Origin of the sequence: Streptomyces sp. NPDC096311 (assembly GCF_044763085.1) — a bacterium.
In the GTDB taxonomy this organism is placed as follows: Bacteria; Actinomycetota; Actinomycetes; order Streptomycetales; family Streptomycetaceae; genus Streptomyces.
In genome coordinates, this window is sequence record NZ_JBIWFN010000028.1 from 23,977 (window position 1) to 42,974 (window position 18,998).

General features: G+C 71.5%; 11 protein-coding genes. 2 read left to right on the forward strand and 9 right to left on the reverse strand.

Annotated features, from left to right (window positions below; translation table 11 throughout):
• Positions 1-36 precede the first annotated feature (36 nt).
• The 8 genes from ACIRA5_RS46230 to eccD all read right to left on the reverse strand — a co-directional run bounded on the left by ACIRA5_RS46230 (position 37) and on the right by eccD (position 9,423).
• The gene (locus ACIRA5_RS46230; protein ID WP_403702402.1) at positions 37-378 is read right to left on the reverse strand and encodes a hypothetical protein; all 342 of its coding nucleotides are present in this window, start codon (positions 376-378) and stop codon (positions 37-39) included.
• Positions 379-416: 38 nt separating this feature from the next.
• Positions 417-899: a YbaB/EbfC family nucleoid-associated protein gene (locus ACIRA5_RS46235; protein WP_403702405.1), complete on the reverse strand. Its 483-nt coding sequence runs from the start codon at positions 897-899 to the stop codon at positions 417-419.
• A gap of 54 nt (positions 900-953) precedes the next feature.
• Positions 954-4,502, reverse strand: a complete 3,549-nt coding sequence (locus ACIRA5_RS46240) for an AAWKG family protein (protein WP_403702407.1) — start codon at positions 4,500-4,502, stop codon at positions 954-956.
• A gap of 109 nt (positions 4,503-4,611) precedes the next feature.
• Positions 4,612-5,133: a type VII secretion system-associated protein gene (locus tag ACIRA5_RS46245; protein WP_403702410.1), complete on the reverse strand. Its 522-nt coding sequence runs from the start codon at positions 5,131-5,133 to the stop codon at positions 4,612-4,614.
• A gap of 147 nt (positions 5,134-5,280) precedes the next feature.
• Positions 5,281-5,601, reverse strand: coding sequence for a WXG100 family type VII secretion target (locus tag ACIRA5_RS46250; protein ID WP_403702413.1), 321 nt, complete (start codon positions 5,599-5,601; stop codon positions 5,281-5,283).
• 109 nt (positions 5,602-5,710) lie between these two features.
• Entirely contained in the window at positions 5,711-6,076 is a 366-nt protein-coding gene (locus ACIRA5_RS46255; protein ID WP_403702416.1) for a hypothetical protein, read from the reverse strand.
• Between the two features lie 314 nt (positions 6,077-6,390).
• Positions 6,391-7,926: a type VII secretion protein EccB gene (eccB, locus tag ACIRA5_RS46260; RefSeq protein ID WP_403702419.1), complete on the reverse strand. Its 1,536-nt coding sequence runs from the start codon at positions 7,924-7,926 to the stop codon at positions 6,391-6,393.
• Between the two features lie 96 nt (positions 7,927-8,022).
• The gene (eccD, locus tag ACIRA5_RS46265) at positions 8,023-9,423 is read right to left on the reverse strand and encodes a type VII secretion integral membrane protein EccD (RefSeq protein WP_403702421.1); all 1,401 of its coding nucleotides are present in this window, start codon (positions 9,421-9,423) and stop codon (positions 8,023-8,025) included.
• A 355-nt stretch (positions 9,424-9,778) separates the two neighbouring features.
• Here eccD and eccCa point away from each other — a divergent pair, with 355 nt between their 5' ends.
• Positions 9,779-13,852: a type VII secretion protein EccCa gene (gene eccCa, locus ACIRA5_RS46270; RefSeq protein WP_403702610.1), complete on the forward strand. Its 4,074-nt coding sequence runs from the start codon at positions 9,779-9,781 to the stop codon at positions 13,850-13,852.
• Between the two features lie 259 nt (positions 13,853-14,111).
• On the opposite strand, the gene ACIRA5_RS46275 is transcribed toward eccCa, so the two are convergent.
• Complete coding sequence (locus ACIRA5_RS46275) at positions 14,112-15,356, reverse strand: S8 family serine peptidase (RefSeq protein WP_403702423.1); 1,245 nt, start codon at positions 15,354-15,356, stop codon at positions 14,112-14,114.
• Between the two features lie 251 nt (positions 15,357-15,607).
• Between ACIRA5_RS46275 and ACIRA5_RS46280 the strand changes: the two genes are divergently transcribed.
• Positions 15,608-18,955 (forward strand): right-handed parallel beta-helix repeat-containing protein, encoded by a 3,348-nt coding sequence (locus ACIRA5_RS46280; RefSeq protein WP_403702426.1) that lies wholly within the window; start codon positions 15,608-15,610, stop codon positions 18,953-18,955.
• The last annotated feature ends 43 nt before the right edge of the window (positions 18,956-18,998 follow it).

The window sequence follows — 18,998 nt, forward strand, 5'->3', positions numbered from 1 at the left end:
GACATTTTGCCATGAAGTCGGCATAATAGCCATGGGTTAACCTCGCCGACCGCCGTACTCGCCCGCTTGGTCGTTGATCCCGTCGATGATGTCGTCCTGGGTGCCCTGCGTGGTCTTCAGGTTCATGATGGTCGCCTCACCGGTCCGTTCGAGAGCCTGGGCGAGAGACGTCAGCGTATTCGTGGTGGAGTCCCGGTTCTGCACGAAGTTGTCGCGGATCTTGTGTCCGTTGTTGTCGTTGCCGGTCCAACTGGTGTCGGCCATCACGGTGTTGAACTGGCTCAGGATGCCCCAGGCGAACGAGCCCAACTCGGTGATGAGGGAGCTGCCCGAGGTGACGCGCTCGGGGTCCACCTCGAAGGAAGTGCCGTCTGCCATGTCTGTCTCCGTCGCTCGGAATGCCGCGATGACGCCGCTCACCGGCGGCGCGATGCCCTGTCGGCCATGTCGTCGTCCTCGTTGATCTCGTCCCGCAGCCGGTCGTTCGCCGACCGCGCTCCCGGCCCCTCGGGCAGCTCGTCAGCCGCGGGCCCGACGATCCGGTCCCAGTCGATCTCCAGGCCGGGCAGCTCCGGCATCGTCGCGCTCGGCCGGGTGAGCGGCTCGAAGAGATCCCGTACCGCGCGTGCGTGGTGCGAGCGGGCCTCCTGGACCGTGTCGAGCACGGCGTCGGCCAGCTGCGACGGGGACATGGAACGGTACTTGCCGTCCAGGAACCGTAGGCCCGTCAGCTCGCCCTGGGCGCCCACGGTCGCCTCCACCGAGCCGTCCTTGGACATCACGGTGGACGCGAAGGTGCTCATCTGCAGCTCGGCCGCCGACACGGCGGCCTGTACCGACGCCAGCTCCGCGTTCGCCTGCGCGATCTTCTTTTCCAACCGCTCGACGTGGTCACTCATCGTTTACTCCCGACTCCCCACTCCCGACATCCGGCTTCCGACACCCGACCACGGTCATCGCCCGATCACCGCCGGTGTCGTGCCCTCGTCGGTGCCCCAGACGTCCTCGTCCTCGGCGACCCAGGCCGTCCGCTCGCGGTCGCCGGCGCTCTGGGTGGCCTGGTCCCGCTGTGCGGGCGGGGGCATCGGGGGCCCGAACGGAGTGCCGGAACGCGTGGTGATCACGTCCTCCTCCAGCTCCTCGTCGGGCGTCACCGCCGCTCGGCGGCGCTCGGCGGCCTGCGAGGACGCAGAGCCGCGCCGCATGGCCGTCCTGCTGATGCGGGGGCCCGGACCGGACCGCTCGCGCTCCGTCGGCGACTCGCCGCCGCCACCGCGCATGCCGCCCATCGGCGGCATCATCGGGCTCCCACCCCCACTCCCGTTTCCGCTCGCGGAGTTGGAGTTGGAGTTGGACTGGGAATTGCCCAGCGCGCCGGCGGTGGAACCGCTCTGGTCGCCCTGCACGAACGGGTTTCCGGACGTGCTCCCGTCCAAGCCCGTGCCCGATCCGGAGGAAGCCGCGGCGGCCGCGTCGTCGTACGCGTAGCCGTCGGAGCGCGACTCTCCTCCATATCCGTACGAGGATCCGTTCGAACCGAGGTCCGACAGGTGCCCGGAGTCGCCGTTCGGGTAGTCGACTTCGATGCCGGAGCCATTGCCGATGCCGATCCCGTTGCCCGTGCCGTTGCTGGAATTGTTGCCGGACCCATTGCCGGTGCCGTTGCCCGAGCCGTTGCCGGTGCCGTTGCCGGACTCATTGCCGGTGCCGTTGCCGGTCCCATGGCCGGACCCGTTACCGGTGCCGTTGCCGGTCCCGTCGCTGGGCCTGTGGGGGTTGTCGGTGGTGATCGACCCGTTCGGCGAGGTCACCGTCGTGCTGCCGTCCGGGGAGGTCACGGTCGTCGTGCCGTCCGCAGTCCTGACGACGGTGGAGCCGTCCGGGTACGTCACCTTCACCGAGCCGTCCGGCGACGTCACCTGCACGCTGCCGTCCGGAGTCGTCACCGTCGTCGTGCCGTCCGGGGCGATCACGCTGGTGGTGCCGTCGGGGTAGGTCGTGGTGACCGAGCCGTCCGGGGACGTCACCTGCACACTGCCGTCCGGGGAGGTCACGGTCTTGCTGCCGTCGGGGCCCGTCACCGTGACCCTGCCGTCGGAGGAGGTCGTCGTACTGCCGTGCGGGCCGTCGATGCTCGTGGAACCGTCCGGCTTGGTAGTGATCCTGCCGCTCGGGCCGGTGACGGTCGTGTGGCCGTCCGGGTCGACAGTGATCTTGCCGCTCGGGCCGGAGACGACCGTCTGGTCGTGCGGGGTGGTGGTGATCGAGCCGTTGCCGCCCGGACCCGTCGACCGCACCTTGCCGTCGGGGGAGGTGACGGTCACGGAGCCGTCCGGGTGGGAGACGGTCACGGTGCCGTCGGGGTCTTTCTGGGTGACCTTGCCGTTCGGGTCCGTGGTCACCTTGGTGCCGTCGGAGTAGGTGGTCGTGACGCTGCCGTCGGGGTTCTGGGTGGTGACACCGTCGGTGCGCCGACGTGAATTCCCGGTGCTGTCCGACTCCGGCGGGGGGCTACCGATGGGGAAGCCGATCGGGAAGCCGGGCTGGGAGTGGCCCGCGTCGATCGCGTTGTTGGCCCCGTCGGTGTGGTTCGACCCGTTCGCCTGGTTGTTGGCGTCCTCGATGGCCTGGTTCGCCGCGGCGTTCGCCTTGTCGATGGCCGCCTCGGCGTCCGCGTTGGCCTGGTCGGCCTTCTCGTTCGCCTGGTTGTTGGCGTCCCCTATCTGCGAGTTGGCATCGTCCTGAATCGCCTGGTTCTGGTTGTTGGCCTCGTTGATCGCCTTGTTCGCCGCGTCGTTCGCGTCGTTCGCCTGGTCGTTGGCGTTTTTGATCGCCTCGTCCGCCGCGGCGTTCGCCTTGTCGATCGCGGCGTCGGCCTCGGCGTTGGCATCGTCGACGGCCTGGTTGGCCTCGTCGATCGCCGCCTGTGCCGCCGCGTTCGCGTCGTCGACGGCCTGGTTGGCCTTGTCGATCGCCGCCTGTGCCGCCGCGTTCGCGTCGTCGATGGCCTGGTTGGCCTTGTCGATCGCGTCCTGTGCCGCCTTCTCGGCGGCGTCGATCGCGTCCTGGGCGCCGCCATCGTCGCCGGTGCCGCCGTAGCCGCCGCTCCCGCCCGTCCCGCCGAAGTAGCTGGTGACCTCGGGCTTCAGCACCTCGTCGATGACCCGCCGGGCTTCGACGAAGGCGTTGTTGACGTTGGACAGCGCCGATTCGGCCGCGGGATACAGGTACTCCTCCACGCCCTTGTTCCAGGACGTGACCGCTTTGTCGCCCAGACCGGCCCAAGTGGAGACGTCGTGGAGCCAGCCGAGCCCGGGGATGAACCGCTCGGCGTCGTACAGCATGACGTAGTAGCGCACTGACGTCTGTGTGTCCCGCCACGTGTCGGTGCCGTAGCTGTTACCCGACGTATGCGTCGACTTGCTGCCGATGTGATGGGCTTTGACGACGAACCTGGCGTTGTGGTTGTAGGCCCAGAGACTGGCCGACTGGAGCATCGAGTAGAGGATGCCGTAGGGGCTGGCGAGGCCCGGCAGGTACTCCACGGCATCCTTGCCCATGGACAGGTTGGCCCAGTCGACGTTGGTTCCGCTCTCCCAGTCGCTCCACGCCTGGTACAGGTCGCGGATGGCGGTGTGGACGGTGTTGCCGGCGCCCAGGATCGCGTCGCCCTGCCTGCTCGACGACGCGTAGTAGTCCCACTTCGACTGGTGCTTGGGGGAGAACCCCTTGGGGTGCATCTGGTCGGCGAACCCGGCGTAGTTCTTGTGCAGTCCGTCGATGAGATCGTGGAAGACCTCGGCCGCCTTGCCCTTCCAGGCCGCGGTGTCCTCCCCCAGGGACTCCTTCCACTGCTTCAGTGTCTCGGCGTGTCCCACGAAGAACTTGGCGACCCGGTCGTACGCCTGGGCCGTGCTGGTGAAGGTGGCGAAGTCAATGGCCCGGGACACGTCCACCGTCGTCCCGTTCGACTTGAAGTCGATGTCGTTGTGGGTGGTGACGCCCCCGTAGCCGAGCTCGTACAGCACAGCGCCCGCGCCCTCGATGTACCGGCCCATGGGGTGGTTCATGCCGCTCAACGTGCTGTTGTCGGCCCCCGTGCCCCAGCCGAAGGGATTCATGGTGTTCAGCTTGACGTCCTCGCCGTTCGGACCGACGAAGTCGATGACGACCTTGCGGAGCCTCGGGTAGATCCTCTCCTTGAGTTCGTCTTCGGAGTAGTCGTCGAGGTCCACGTCGGCCGGGTCGTCCAGCGGCGGCATGAAGAAGTGGATCACGAAGTCGTGGCCGTCGATGTTCGGGCCCGAGTAGAGCTCGTAGGCGGCCTCCGTCATCTCCATGAAGTCGCGGTCCTCGATCGCGACCGTGAGCAGCGGCGCGTTGCCGCCAGGATCGTCGGCCGTCAGGTCATCGAACATGCCCGCGCGGTTGGGCATCGTGTAGCCGGTGAACGACTCGACCGCTCTGGCCCAGTGATCAGTTGAGTCGGCTTCGTCGGCCAAGGGGGACTCCCGGGTGAGGAACCGGTGGGGGAGGGGACGGAGGAAAACAGGGGCGGAGGGGCAGAGACAGGGTCAGGGACGAGGAGTCAGGGGACGGTGGGCGGGCGCGTCAGGCGTTGTCGCCGCTGTCGCCTTCGGCACCGTCGCTTCCGGAGCCACTGTCCGACGAACTGTCCGATCCGGAGCCGCTGTCCGAGGAACCGCCCGACGAACCGTCCGAGAATCCGGTGTCGGTCAGGACGCCGCTGAACTCGTCCGCCCCGATGGTGCCGAGGTTGTCGTCCTGGGTCTTGAACAGTTCCTTGAGGGTCGTGACCAGGCCCTCGTTGATCTCGTCGAACGTGTCCTGCTGTGCCTCCAGGACGTTGAGGGTCGTCTGGAGGTTGGTCGCCAGGGATTTGACGAAGAGGGCGCCGCCCACCAGGTCGTCGTCGCCGATCAGACCCATCATGAGCGGCTGGCCCGGGTGGATCCCGAGCACGGTGTCGCTGGTGGTGACGCCATCGGCGAGGTCCCGTATGGACGGGTCGCCCTTCTCGACGATGTGCTTGAGGTCACCGATGAACGTCGCCAGGTCCCCGTCGATGAACGCCTGGACGGACTGCTTGTCCAGGTGGCTGAAGTCCGCCATGGACGCTTCCCCTCACTACGGATGTCTCCCCGGAACCGCGGGTCTGCGGACGGCACGGCGGCATGCCGTGTGCCGTCCTGGTACCGCCCCGGCCGACGGCGGCTGCCGCTGCCGCCGGAGCGGTGTCGTCACGGCACACGGACGGGGTCACAGACCGATGGACACCTCGGACCAGAGCTGGCCCAGGTTCTGCTCCGTGATCTTGTAGTTGTCCGCGACGTCGGCGAGCAGGCTCGCGTGCGAGTTCAGCAGCTGCTGCATGGTGACGACAGCACCGTCCCAGGCCGCCTGCTTCTGCTCGTAGACCTCCGCGTCACCGCCCCACCAGGTCTGCTTGAGCTCGCTGAGCTCCATCTCCAGGTTGCTCAGGGTGCCTTCGATGGCCCTGGTCTGCTGGATCATGTCCTCGGCGGCGTTGCTGACGGGGCTGTACTCGACGTGGATGAAGCCGTCGTTCTGGTCGGACATTCGGAATCCTCATCTCTTCGGCGCAGGTGCGGTGCCACTGGAGTCGTGTCCCCGGGGCTGAGGCCCGGGCGGGGGCAGGGGCGGCGGTCAGCGACCGCGGCGGCCCTGTTCAGCCGGCGGGAGTGGTGGCCCCGGAACCGGACAGGGCGTTGAAGGCGGCCTCGCTGGCGCTGAACGCCTGGTCGATGGACTCGCGGCCGGACCCCTGGGCCAGATTGTGCTGCACCAGGCTCGTGTTGAGCTTGTCGATCATGTCTTCGAGGTTCTTCAGGATGATGACCACCTGGTCGTCCCAGAGGTCGAGCAGCTTGCCGTAGGCGCCGCCGTCCGAACCCTGGTAGGCCCTCGACAGGTTGTTCTTGGTGCTCTCCACGTCCTGAAGGGAGCGCTGAACGGCGCTGTACGCCGTCTCAAGAGCGCTGATCCCGTTGCGGGTTGACGATTCGTTTGACTGCTGTACGCCGCTCTCGCTCATGTTGCCTCTTCCCTCTCCACGGCAGCGTCGCTGTCGGCTTTCCGGCCGGCCGGAGGGGCGTACCTGGAGGGCGGTGACGGCGATCGCCGGTTTCAGGTGCCGGCGCGGGAAACCGGAGTAGCGCGTGACGCAGTTCCCGACCATTTCATTCCTCAACTGATTGTAAAGAACAGCGAGTTGACCGTGCAACAGTTCCTGACCCCCGACACACGAGCACTCCTGCCAACTCGCCTTTCTTTCACCTTCTGGTCACCTCCCGGCATCACCGCGAACACCTGAAGGGCGAACTCGAAGGCCGTGTAAGGGTGTTGGCCTCACGGCCGCGCGGCCTCACCCCGACTCGGCGGCGGCGCGGCGCCGCCGCAGCCCGTGCCGGCCGGTGCCGTACCAGCGCCCCCAGGGGCGGAGGCGGCGGACGCGTCGAGGTCCGGCCCGGTCGGCAGCATCGACAGCAGCAGCGAGGGCACGGTCACCTCCTGGCCGTCGGAGTAGCCGAGGGCCTTCTCGTCGCCGGCCGTGGGCACCCGGTACTTCACGCCGGTGTCCGTGACCAGGTACCGGCTGCCGCCGACGGCGCCGCCCGCCGCGTTGCCCGCCCGCACCAGCGCGCCGCCGCCGGGGGCGACCACGACGCCGTCGACGGGCAGGCAGGCCCGTGTGGTCGCGGTGGTCGCCGACTGGGCGACGGGGGTCAGCGCGCTTCGCGCCAGGAGCGCGATGCCCACGCGCACGCCGGATCCGGACGCCGAACCGGGCGTCACAGAGGCGCACATCGCCTGGTCCTCCTCGGTGTCGGCGAGGGCGGGCGGCGACTCGGGCTGCCCGGCCACGGAGCCGGCGGACGAGCCGGTACCGGCGTCTTTGGCGGCCAGGTGACCCTTGAGGGCGCCTGCTTCCAGCTGCCGCGCGCTCGCCGGTCCGCCGTCGTACGCCTTCTCGGCGGTGGCCGGGTCGCCGAGCTGCAGCGCCGCCCCGGTGTTCGTCAGCGGCACCAGGCCGTCACGGCGCAGCAGGTAGTGCTGGGACTGCGCGGACCCTGGCACGGTGGTGCGGAAGACCTGCCCGATCCTGGTGGCGAGCCCGCCGATCGTCGGCCCGGTATCGCCCCGGCCGGGTACGTCGGCGGGGGACAGGTCCGGTCCGGCCGGCAGGGCGTCGAGGAACGCCGCGGAGACCTCGCGGGGTGCGGCAGACCCGTAGCCGAGGCCCTCCAGGACGCTGCGGCCGGTGTCGATCCGCAGCCTCATGCCCTGCCACACCAGGTAGCGGACGCCGTCCGGGTCGGCCACCAGCAGGGCGCTCCCGGTGGGCAGCGGCCGTCTGGCGGCCGAGGAGGCCACGGCGAGTACGGTGGCGTCGCCGCCCGCGCCGTCGGCGGAGGCCGAACACACCAGCCAGGGGCGGGAGTCGGCGAGTGCGTCGGCGTCCGGCAGCACGTCCGGGGCGCCGCTGATCCCGGCGGCGGTGCCCCGGGGGGTGTCCCGCAGGGAGTCGGTGCCGACCGCCGTGGTGGTCATCTCGGCGCCGGTCGAACCCACGAGGAGCAGCGCGGAGGCGTAGTTCAGCACGGGTCGCAGCTCGCCGCCCGCGTAGAGGTAGCGGGCGCCGGTGTCCTTGTCCACGATCAAAGTCCCCGAGGTCCGCCAGGAGTCGGTGGTGGACGGGGAGATGAGGCCGAAGACGAAGGCCCCGGCCGACACCAGCAGCGCGACGACGATGCCGATCGCCAGGCCCCGGTTGGTGCGGCCGACGGGGCTCTCCGGCGCGTCCAGGTCGGTGCGCAGCAGCCCCGAGGTCAACCGCCCCATGACGAACATGTGCGCCTGTACCTGGTCGCGTCTGTTCTGCACGTCTCGCTCCCTACGGGGTCGAAGAGTTCACCGGGATCGGACCCGAGGCTGGGACTGGGATGGGGCCCAGGACCGGGATCGGGTCGGGCGCCGGGATCACAGGTTCAGCGCCCGCAGGAACCCGTACACGCCGAGGACCCACAGCATCAGCGGCAGCAGGCTGATCGCCGCGGCGGAGTGCAGCAGTTCGGCGGCCCGGCCCCAGTACGGCACCAGTCGCCGCCCCGGCACCGTCCAGGACGCGATCGCGCACGCCGCCGCCGTCGCGAACAGCCCCACGAGCAGGAAGAGCCGGGTGTCCGGCGAGACCACCAGGGCCGCGGACACCACCAGACCGACCACGCCGAGCGCTCCGGGGGCGATCAGCGCGAGCCGCTGCCAGAGGCTGCCCATGCCGCGGCCGTGCAGCAGCAGGAGCAGGGAGAGCGCCGCGGTCATGCATCCGCCGGGCCGGCCGAACGGGTGGACCAGGGCGGCCAGACAGGCCGTGCAGAGCAGTCCGGCCGCCACGAACAGCGCGGTCATCCACACGTCGGTGACCCCGGCACGGGCGGCCACGTCGCCGCTGGGGTGCGGGTCGATGCCCTGCTGGAGCTGCTGGGCGTTGGTCGGCAGCGACGGGGTGCGAAACCCGGAGAGCCGGAAGGACAGCGCGGGCACGAACGCCCCGAACAGCACGGCCGCCACGGTGATCACGGCCGCCGCCTCCTGCGGCGACCGGTCGAGCAGGACCAGCAGCAGGCCGCCCAGCGCACCGCCCACCGCGACCGCGGCCGTGGCCAGGAACAGCGGGGTGAAGGCCGCCACCAGCGCGAGCGCGAGCACCGCGCCGCCCGCCGCGGCGGTGGACGCGGCAAGCAGCCGGGCGCCGAGCACCTGGTTCGCCTGGTCGCCCTCGAAAGCACCGCCGGGCAGCAGCCAGCCCGCCTGCGCCCAGTACACGGTGGCCATCACGCCCAGCGCGGCCCCGGCCCCGGCGTCGCCGACGGCCCGGCTCGCCGAGGCCGCGCCGGCGAGCGTCAGCAGGCCGCCGGCGAACAGCACGCCGGCGCGCAGCGAGGAGTCCGGGCCAGGCAGGGCGAGCAGCACCGAGCCGACGGCCAGCGCGGTCACCGCGAGGCCGAGCAGCACCCGTCGGCCGACCGTCGGGGTCCAGACGAACGGGCGGCGGTCCATCGTGGTGGCGATGCCGTCGACCAGGTCGTCGAAGTGCGGTTCGGGCAGCGCGTCGGCGCGCGGCCTCAGGTGGAGGGTCTCTCCGTCGCGCACCCCGGCCACGTCCAGCGTGGCCTCCTCGTCCAGGGGCACGCCGCCCAGCCGTTGGAGCAGCCAGCCGCCGTGTTCGACGCCGGACTCCTGGGTCTCCTCGCCGGCGTAGTCGAGCAGCGCGGGCAACAGGTCGGCCACCGGAATGTCACCGGGTACGGCCAGGTCCATGGACTTCTCGGGTGCTCGTACCGTGATCCGGCACAGCTGCGCCATCGTGGAGTCGGTCAAGGCTCGCTCGTCTCTCCAGGAGTCGGGCAGGGGGCCGTCGGGCAGCGCGGACTGAAGAAACCCTGTGGCAGTGGGGTGCCGGTACCGACACGCGGGAGCGGCGTCTGGAATCGGACGGCTGTACCCTACAAAATCTTTCCGGCGCCCTCTGAAGTGCCCTACCCCGCCGACGAGTTCGGGGGCCGGGTGGTTCTACAGTTCGGTGGTCGGCTCGGTCGTTCGGTCTGCGCGCCGTCTTCCCTTCGTCGACTTCCCCCGCCGACTTCCCCCTTCCTCGCCCCTGCCGCCGCTCCCGACGCCGTCAGTCCTGACCGTCCGACTGCTGTTTCGCCACCGAGGAGGCTGTCCCTTGAGTGTGGTTCTCTTCCGTCGTCCGGCCCGCCGCCGGGCCCCGGACATGCCCGAGGGAGAGCTGAGTCTCCAGGAGCCGCCCACCCTGCCGGAGATCGTTCCCGACACCTCGGCGGTGTGGAACTACCTGCCCATGGGCATGATGTCGGCCTCGATGATGCTGATGTTCGTCCGTATGGGCAACGGCAGTTCGGGGATCGGCTACACAGCCCTGGTGCTGATGGTGACAGCCTCCGGGCTGATGATCCTGGGCCAGGTGATGCGCAAGTCCGGCGACCGCAAACGCCGGCTCAAGGGCGAGCGCCGTGACTACCTGCGCTACCTCCGGCAGACCCGCTTCCAGGTCCGCGGGGCGTTCGTGCAGCAGCAGTACGCGCTCTCCTGGCGGCACCCCGAACCCGGCGCGCTGTCGTCGCTGGCCCGCACCACCCGGCTGTGGGAACGCAGGCCAGGACACGACGACTTCGGCGAGGCCCGGCTCGCGGTGGGCGGGCAGCGACTCGGGCTGCGTCTGGCACCGATGTCCACCAAGCCCGTCGAGGACCTGGAACCGCTGTCCGCGCACGCGCTGCGCAGCTTCATCCGGGCCTACGCCACTGTCCCCGACCAGCCCATCGCGCTGTCCCTGCGGGCCTGGTCGCGGGTGCTGTTCCGGGGCGACGAGGACCGTATCCGCGGCGCCGTACGCGCCCTGGTGGCGCAGCTCGCCGTCTTCCACTCGCCCGACGACCTGTGGCTGGCCTTCTGTGTGTCCGAGGAGCGGCGCGCGGACTGGGACTGGGTGAAGTGGCTGCCGCACAGCCTGCACGCCGAGGAGCAGGACGGCGCCGGACCGGTGCGGCTGGTCTCCTCCGGAATGACGGGACTCGAGGACCTGCTGGGCGCGGAGTTCCAGGAGCGGCCGACGCACGACCCGGAGGCCGTCCCGGGCCAGGAGGAGCCGTTCACGGTGATCGTGGTGGACCACGGGAGTGTGCCCAGCGGCCATCGGTTCGACGGCTCGGGTTTCCGCAACGCCGTCGTGCTCGACCTGTCCGGCGAACTCACCTGGCGGCCCGGACGCTCCACCCTGCGCCTGGAGTTCAGCGAGGGTGAGGGCTCAGGTTCACGCATGGGCGCGGGCCGGGGCGGAGGCACCGTCAGCCTGGTGCGCACCGACCGCAACCGCCAGGAGCAGGCGACGCCGCTGGGCCGTCCCGACCACCTCGGTCCGGCCGTGGCGCGGGCGGTGGCCATGCGGCTGTCCCCGTACCGCATGGCGTTCGGCGGCGACACGGCCGAACCGATGTCCGCGGACATCGAGTTGACGTCCCTGCTGGGCGTCACGGACCTGCACCGCCTCGACCCGGCGGAGCTGTGGGAGCGCCGTGGCGCGTCGGAGCGACTGCGGGTGCCCATCGGCATCAGCGCCGAAGGCGCCCCCGTCGAACTGGACATCAAGGAGTCGGCGCAGGGCGGCATGGGCCCGCACGGCATGCTGATCGGCGCCACCGGCTCCGGCAAGAGCGAGACACTGCGCACCCTGGTGCTCGCGCTGGCGCTCACCCACTCCTCGGACACCCTCAACTTCGTCCTGGTGGACTTCAAGGGCGGCGCCACCTTCCTCGGCCTGGACGAACTCCCGCACACCTCCGCGGTGATCACCAACCTGGCCGACGAAGTGGCGCTGGTCTCCCGGATGCAGGACGCTCTGCACGGCGAGCTGATCCGCCGTCAGGAGCTGCTGCGTGCGGCCGGCAACTACACCTCGGCCCTGGAGTACGAGCGGGCCCGCGCGGCGGGCACTCCGCTCCAGCCGCTGCCGAGCCTGTTCGTCATCGTCGACGAGTTCAGTGAACTGCTTGCCGCGCACCGGGAGTTCATGGAGCTGTTCGTGATGATCGGCCGGCTCGGACGCAGCCTCGGCGTGCATCTGCTGCTCGCCTCCCAGCGGCTGGACGAGGGCCGCATGCACCAGCTGGAGAGCCATCTGTCCTACCGCATAGGTCTGCGCACCTTCTCGGCCATGGAGAGCCGGGGCGTGCTCGGCGTGGTGGACGCCTACCATCTGCCGCCGCAGCCGGGCAGCGGCTACCTCAAGAGCGGGGTGGAGGAGCTGACCCGGTTCCGTGCCGCGTACGTCTCGGGACCCTACCGGCAGCGCAGCGGGCCGGTGGCGCAGGCGCGGGCGGCCGGCCAGGTCGTGCCCTGGACCACGGAGTGGGTCACGCCCCGTCCGGCGCCGGACGCCCCCGACGAGCCGGACGGACCGGATGGACCGGACGGACCGGACGGACCGGACGGTTCGGTGCCCACGCCGGGCGAGGAGGAGCAGCCCGGCGCCGCGCAGACGCTGTTGGCCGCCGCCCTTGAGCGGCTGCGCGGCTCAGGACCGCCCGCCCACCAGGTGTGGCTGCCGCCGCTGGACGCGTCGCCGTCGCTGGACCAGATCCTCCCCCGGCTGGCGCCGCACCCCGAGTACGGCCTGACCACGGTCGGCTGGGCGGGCCGCGGCCGGCTGTCGGTGCCGGTCGGCGTCGTCGACCGCCCCTTCGACCAGGTACGGGACCTGCTGACGGTCGACCTGTCCGGCGCCGGCGGCCACGTGGCCATCGCGGGCGGCCCGCAGAGTGGCAAGAGCACCGTCGTACGCACCCTGATATGCGCCCTGGCCCTCACCCACACCCCGCGCGAAGTGCAGTTCTACTGCCTCGACTTCGGCGGCGGCTCACTGGCCGGACTGGCCGGGCTGCCGCATGTCGGCTCGGTCGCCGCCCGGGTGGACACCGAGCGGATCGGACGAACCGTCGCCGAGGTCACCGCCATCCTGGAGGACCGCGAACGGCTCTTCCTCCAGCACGGCATCGCCTCGATGCGCGACTACCGCGACCGCCGGGCGGCCGGTGAATTCGGCGACCAGCCGCACGGTGACGTCTTCGTGGTCGTCGACGGCTGGTCGACCGTGCGCCAGGACCACCAGGACCTGGTCCAGACGTTCACCAGGATCGCCGCCCGCGGCCTCAACTACGGCATCCACCTGATCGTCACCACCGCCCGCTGGGTGGAACTGGCCGCCGCCGTGCGCGATCAGTCGGGCACCCGGATCGAGCTGCGGATGGGCGACCCCATCGAGTCCATGGCGGACACCCGCCGGGCCAGGAGCGTGCCGGCCGCCCCGGGCCGCGGCCTGACCGTCGACAGCAAGCTGCACTTCCAGGCGGCGCTGCCCCGGATCGACAGCGTCGAGAGCGCCGCGGACCTGGAGGCCGGGGCGGCCGCCCTGATCCTGGACATCAAGGAGCACTGGACGGGCCCGAGGGCGCCCGAGGTGCGGCTGCTGCCCAAGTCACTGTCCAGCACCGAGTTGCCGGAGCCGCAGACCACGCCCGAGGGCGGGCTGCGGGTGGCGCTGGGCCTGGAGGAGGACAAACTCGCCCCCGCCTGGCACGACTTCGCCGTCACCCCACACCTGCTCGTCGTCGGCGACACCGAGAGCGGCAAGACCAACCTGCTGCGGCTGGTCGCCCGTGCCATCACCGAGCGCTACACGCCCGAGGAGGCGCGCGTCCTGCTCGTGGACTACCGCCGTGACCTGGCGGAGGCGGTGCCGCAGGAGTACCGGCTCGGGCACGCCGTCTCCATCGACCCGCTGCGTGAGCTGGTCAGCGGCGCGGCTCGGGCGATCCAGCTCCGGGTGCCGGGACAGGACATCACCCCGGCCCGGATGCGGCTGGCCGACTGGTGGACGGGTCCACGGCTGTTCGTCCTCGTCGACGACTACGACATGATCGGCGCCGGCCCCGGCAACAACCCCTTCATGCCCCTCCTGGACCACCTCGCCCTCGGCTACGAGGTCGGCCTGCACATGGTCGTCGCCCGCTCCGCGTCCGGCGCCGGACGCGGTCTGCAGGAGGCTCTGCTGCGTCGCCTCCAGGAGGTCAACTCCCCCGGTCTGCTGCTGTCCTGCCCGCCCACCGAGGGATACCTCTTCGGCAACGTCAAGCCGCGCATCCTGCCGCCCGGCCGGGCGATGCGCATCGCCCGGCGGGCCACGACCCTGGTCCAGACGGCACGGCTGGACCCGCCGGAAGCGCCCTGAGGTGCGCGGATGACGACGGCGGACCGCCCCCGCGGGCAGACCCGGGAGACGGTGGCCGCCACCGCCGCGCCCGTCCGCGCGGGGGTCACCGCGGACGGGCCTCAGGCAGGGCGCCGCCATCCCCGCCCGAGCCTGTACCGGGGAGGCTGCGGACGGTCTCGGGATGGTGGCCGCTGCCTTCGCCCGAGCTTGCGCCGGGCGGCCACGGACGGGCTCCGCCGTGCCTGACCGAGCCTGTGCCAGGTGGCCGCGGACTGCCTCACGACGGTGGCCGCCACCGCCGCGCCCGTCCGCGCGGGATCACCACCACCGCGGCGGCCACCACCAGTACCAGGCCCGCCATGACACCGGCGGCCAGCAGCGCGCGGCGCCGGGGGGTGACGGACACCGCGGGCAGGTGGAGCGGGGCGGCGCGCGACGGGACGGCAGCGGATGAGCCGGGGCCCGCAGGGACCAGGGAGAGCGCCGCGTACGGGTCCAGCCGGGGCGCGTCTCCGGTGGGCGCGGCGGAGGCGGTCAGCCGCTCGGCCGTCTCGGCGGCGGTCAGCTCCGGGTGGTAGGCGCGCACCAGGGCCGCCGTCCCGGCGGCGAACGCGACGGCGGCGGAGGACCCGGCGGAGATGTAGTGCCCCGAACCGCGCGGCCCGATACCGACCACCGGGCCGCCGGGGGCCGCCAGAGCCGCCCCCGCGGCGCCGGCCGCGCTGTCCAGCACGCTCCCGTCGGCCAGCACCCCGACCACCGACAGGGCACCGGGCGCGGACGCCGGCCAGTACGCCCTGGTGGCCTCGGCGGTGGCCGTGGACGTGGGCCGGGAGTCCGGCGCGGCGGCGGCCACGACCAGGGCGTCGTGGTCGGTGGCGTAGCGGACGGCGGCGGTGAGTTCGTCCTTTCCGGTGGTCAACGCCGGGGTCACCGCGATGACTTCGGCACCGTGGCCGACGGCGGCCCGGATGCCGTCGGCGACCAGGCCGGCGGTGGCGGCGCCCCGGCGGTCGGTGCCGCGCACGGCGAGCACCCGGCTGGCCGGGGCCACTCCCCGGAAGGCGGTGCCGCTGGTCTGCGCGGCGGCGACGAGGCCGGCGATGAAGGTGCCGTGGCCCACACAGTCCTCGCCGGCGTCTCCGACGGCCGTGACCCGGCCGGACAGCGCCGGAGCGTCGGTGGCCACCCCGGTGTCCACCACCGCGACGGTGACGCCCTCGCCCCGGGACAGCTGCCACGCGTGGGGCAGCGACAGGCTCTGCTGGGCCCAGGTCGCGTACCGCGCGGTGCGGTCCGACCCGGCCGTGCACGGGGCGTCGTCCCCCAGGACGAACGGGATCGGCGGCAGGCTCGTACGGTCGCCGCCCGTCGACGACGAGGGAGACGGAGACAAGGGGGAAGAGGCGGCCACGGCGGGCGCCGGGACCGACGCGGCGCAGACCACCGCCACCGCCAGGGCGCCCAGCACCCTGGACCGCCGGGCGAGTCCGGCGGAACCGGCACGGAGAACAGGGCGCACGGAACGGACGGAGCGGAAGAAGGGTTTGGAATGGGGAGGTTGGAGAAGCCAGGTGGACCGGAGAGGCCTGAGAGACCGGAGTTGCCTCATGATGCGCATCGTAGAGGGCCATCCCGCCTTGTCCGCACGGGAGTTCGCGTCGACAGAACGGACCGGAGAGGAGCTGCGCCGCCGCCTCCTGCTGTTTACCGCCGCCTTCTGCTGTCTACTACTCTCGGCATGACGTCGCTGACGAAGAGGAGATTCGAAGCGTGGCACGCCAGCTGCTCACGGTGGGTCCCGAAAGGCCCGATGGGCCGGACAGCTTCCGGACGATAGGTGAAGCTCTGGCTAAAGCCCGTACGGGCGCGGTGATCAGCATCCTGCCGGGACGCTACGAGGAGAACCTGCGGATCTCCAGGCGGGTGACCCTCGTCGCCGAGGGCGCCCGCGGCAGCGTGGAGATCGCGCCCCGCACCGGCTCCGCCGTGACCCTGGTGGCCGACGCCGTGATGCTCACCGACCTGGTGCTGGGCGGCCCCGAGGACGACGACGTACCGGTCGTGGACGCCTTCCAGGGGCAGGCCGCCCTCGAAGGCTGCGACATCGCGGGCACCGGCTGGACCGCGGTACTCAGCCGCAACGCGGGCTCACTGGCCATGCGCGGCTGCCGGATCACCAACCCGGCGGGCGCGGGCGTCGTCGACACCTCGCCGGAGGAAAGCGTCGTCGCGGACAGCGTGCTCGAAAACCTCGGCAGTTCGGCGATCGTGATCAGCGAACGGGCCCGGACCGCCGTGCGGGGCTGCACGATGCGCGACTCCCGCGGCAACGGCGTCCTGGCCAACGGACAGACCCGCGGCTCGGTCGAGGACTGCGACATCTCCGCCACCGACAAGCCCGGTATCGCGCTGGAGCAGAACAGCGGCACCCGGGTGCTCCGCACCCACCTGCACGACCTGGCCGTCGGCGTCCTGGTCACCAGCGCGTCCCGCCCGGAACTGACCGAACTCGACATCCTGGCCACCGCCGAGCACGGCATTCTGATCTCCTCCGGAGCCGAGCCCGTAGTGCGCCGCTGCCGGGTCCGACGGACCAGGGGCAGCGGCCTGGCCGTCACCGGACGGGCCCGGGGCACGTACGAGGACTGTGAGTTCGAGCACTGCTCGGGACCCGCCGTGCTGGCCACCGAGAGCGCGGCACCGATGCTGACCCGGACCGCCGTACGGGACTGCTCGGCGACGACCGCCGTCCTGCTGACCGGCGAGTCGGCGGCCGAGTTCGACCGGCTGGAGGTGACGGCGGCCACCGGTACGGGCATCTCCATACGCTCCGGCGCCAACCCGCTGCTGCGCCGGGCCCGGGTGACGTCGGCCGGCGGACACGGCGTGGAGGTCCTCCAGGGCGGGCGCGGACGGCTGGAGCACTGCGAGATCCAGAAGGCGGGCGGCGCGGCCCTGCGGGTCGCCGACGACGGCCGCCCGCACATCGGCAACAGCACCCTGGCCGACGCCGCCGGCCCCGGCGTCCTCGTCGCGGCGGGCGGCCTGGTGGACATCCGGGACACCGTCGTCGACGGCAGCACGGCGGAGGGCATCCGGGTCGAGGAGGGCGGTGAGGCATCCGCCCTCCGCAACCGGATCACCGCCTCCGGCTCGCACGGCGTGCTGCTCGCCGCCGGGGCACGGGCCGCGCTGAGCGGCTGCGAGGTCTCCAGCGGACGGGCCGACGGCATCCGCGTCGACACCGCCGAGCAGGTCTCCGTCCTCGACTGCACGGTCAGCGACAACCGGGGCGCCGGACTGCGGCACACCGCCCGGGACGGCGCGCTCACGGTGGAGCGGCTGTCCAGCGTGGCGAACGGGTCCAGGGACGCCTGGGCCGGAGCGCCGCCGCCCGCCCCGACGGACCCGGGTGATCCGGCGTCCCCGGCGACGGACCGGCCCGAACACGCCGAGCCGCAGGGCCCTGTCGGGGAGCTGGAGGCCCTGGTCGGACTGGACGCGGTCAAGCACCAGGTCAAGGGACTGGTCAACCTGACCCGGCTGGCCCAGCGCCGGGCCAGCCTCGGCATGCCGGCCCCGCCGATGAGCCGGCACCTGATCTTCGCGGGCGCGCCCGGCACCGGCAAGACCACGGTCGCCCGCCTCTACGGCTCCATTCTGGCCGAGCTCGGCAGCCTTCGCTCCGGCCACCTCATCGAGGTGTCCCGGGCCGACCTGGTCGCCCAGGTCGTCGGCGGTACGGCGATCAAGACCACCGAGACCTTCAACCGGGCGCTCGGCGGCGTGCTGTTCGTCGACGAGGCCTACACACTCGCCTCCGACAGCAAGAACTCCGGGGCCGACTTCGGCCGCGAAGCCGTCGACACCCTGGTCAAGCTCATGGAGGACCACCGCGACGACGTGGTGGTGATCGTGGCCGGCTACTCCAAGGAGATGGAGTCCTTCCTCGCCGTCAACCCAGGTCTGGCGTCCCGCTTCGCCCGCACGGTCGAGTTCGTCAACTACACCGCCGACGAACTGGTCACCATCGTGGAGAGCATGTGCGAGCGGCACCGCTACGAACTCGCCCCCGACACCAAGGACACGCTCGCCGCGCACTTCGCGGACATGCACCGGGGCGTCAGCTTCGGCAACGGCCGAGTGGCCCGGCAGGTGTTCGAGGAGATGGTGGACCGGCAGGCGTCCCGGCTGGCCACTCTCCCGGAGGCCGGGGAGCATGATCTGACGCTGCTGCTGCCGGAGGACGTCGGCGAGGCCGCGGCTGCCGCCGTCAAGGCCGCCTCGTCGGGCCTGCGGGCCGCCTCGCCGCTGGAGGAACTCAACGCGATGGTCGGCCTCCAGAGCGTCAAGCACGAGGTCACCGATATGATCAACCTGTTGTCGGCGTCCCAGCGCCGTGCGGCCGCCGGCCTGCCCGCCTCCCGTATCAACCAGCACCTGGTCTTCGTCGGACCACCCGGCACCGGCAAGACGACAGTGGCCCGGCTGTACGGGAAACTGCTGCGCTCACTGGGCGTGCTGCCGCGCGGACAACTCGTCGAGGTCGCCCGCGCCGACCTCGTCGGACGCTACGTCGGGCACACCGCCCAGATCACCCAGGAGGTGTTCGAAAAGGCGCTGGGCGGCGTGCTGTTCGTCGACGAGGCGTACACCCTCACCCCGCCCGGATCGCCCTCGGACTTCGGGCGGGAGGCGGTGGACACGCTGCTGAAGCTGATGGAGGACCACCGGGAGGACGTCGTGGTGATCGTCGCCGGCTACACCGACGAGATGAACCGGTTCCTGGCCTCCAACCCGGGCCTCGCCTCCCGCTTCTCACGACACGTCGAGTTCCCCGACTACAGTTCGGAGGAGCTCGTCACCATCGTCGGACAGCACGCCGCCGCCTCCGGTTTCACGTGCGCCCCCGATGTGTCGCAGGCGCTGCTGACGTTCTTCAAGGCCCAGCCCCGCGACCGGTCCTTCGGCAACGCGCGGCTGGCCCGGCAGACCGTCGAACGGATGGCCACCCGGCAGGCCCGGCGGCTGGCCGCGATGGACGCCCCGGGCATGGCGGAACTCCAGACCCTGCTGGCGGAGGACCTGCCCGGGCTGCCACCCGTCCCCGGCCGCTAGCGAACACCGCCGGGCCGACCGAGTTCGTCCTCACCGGGCTTGG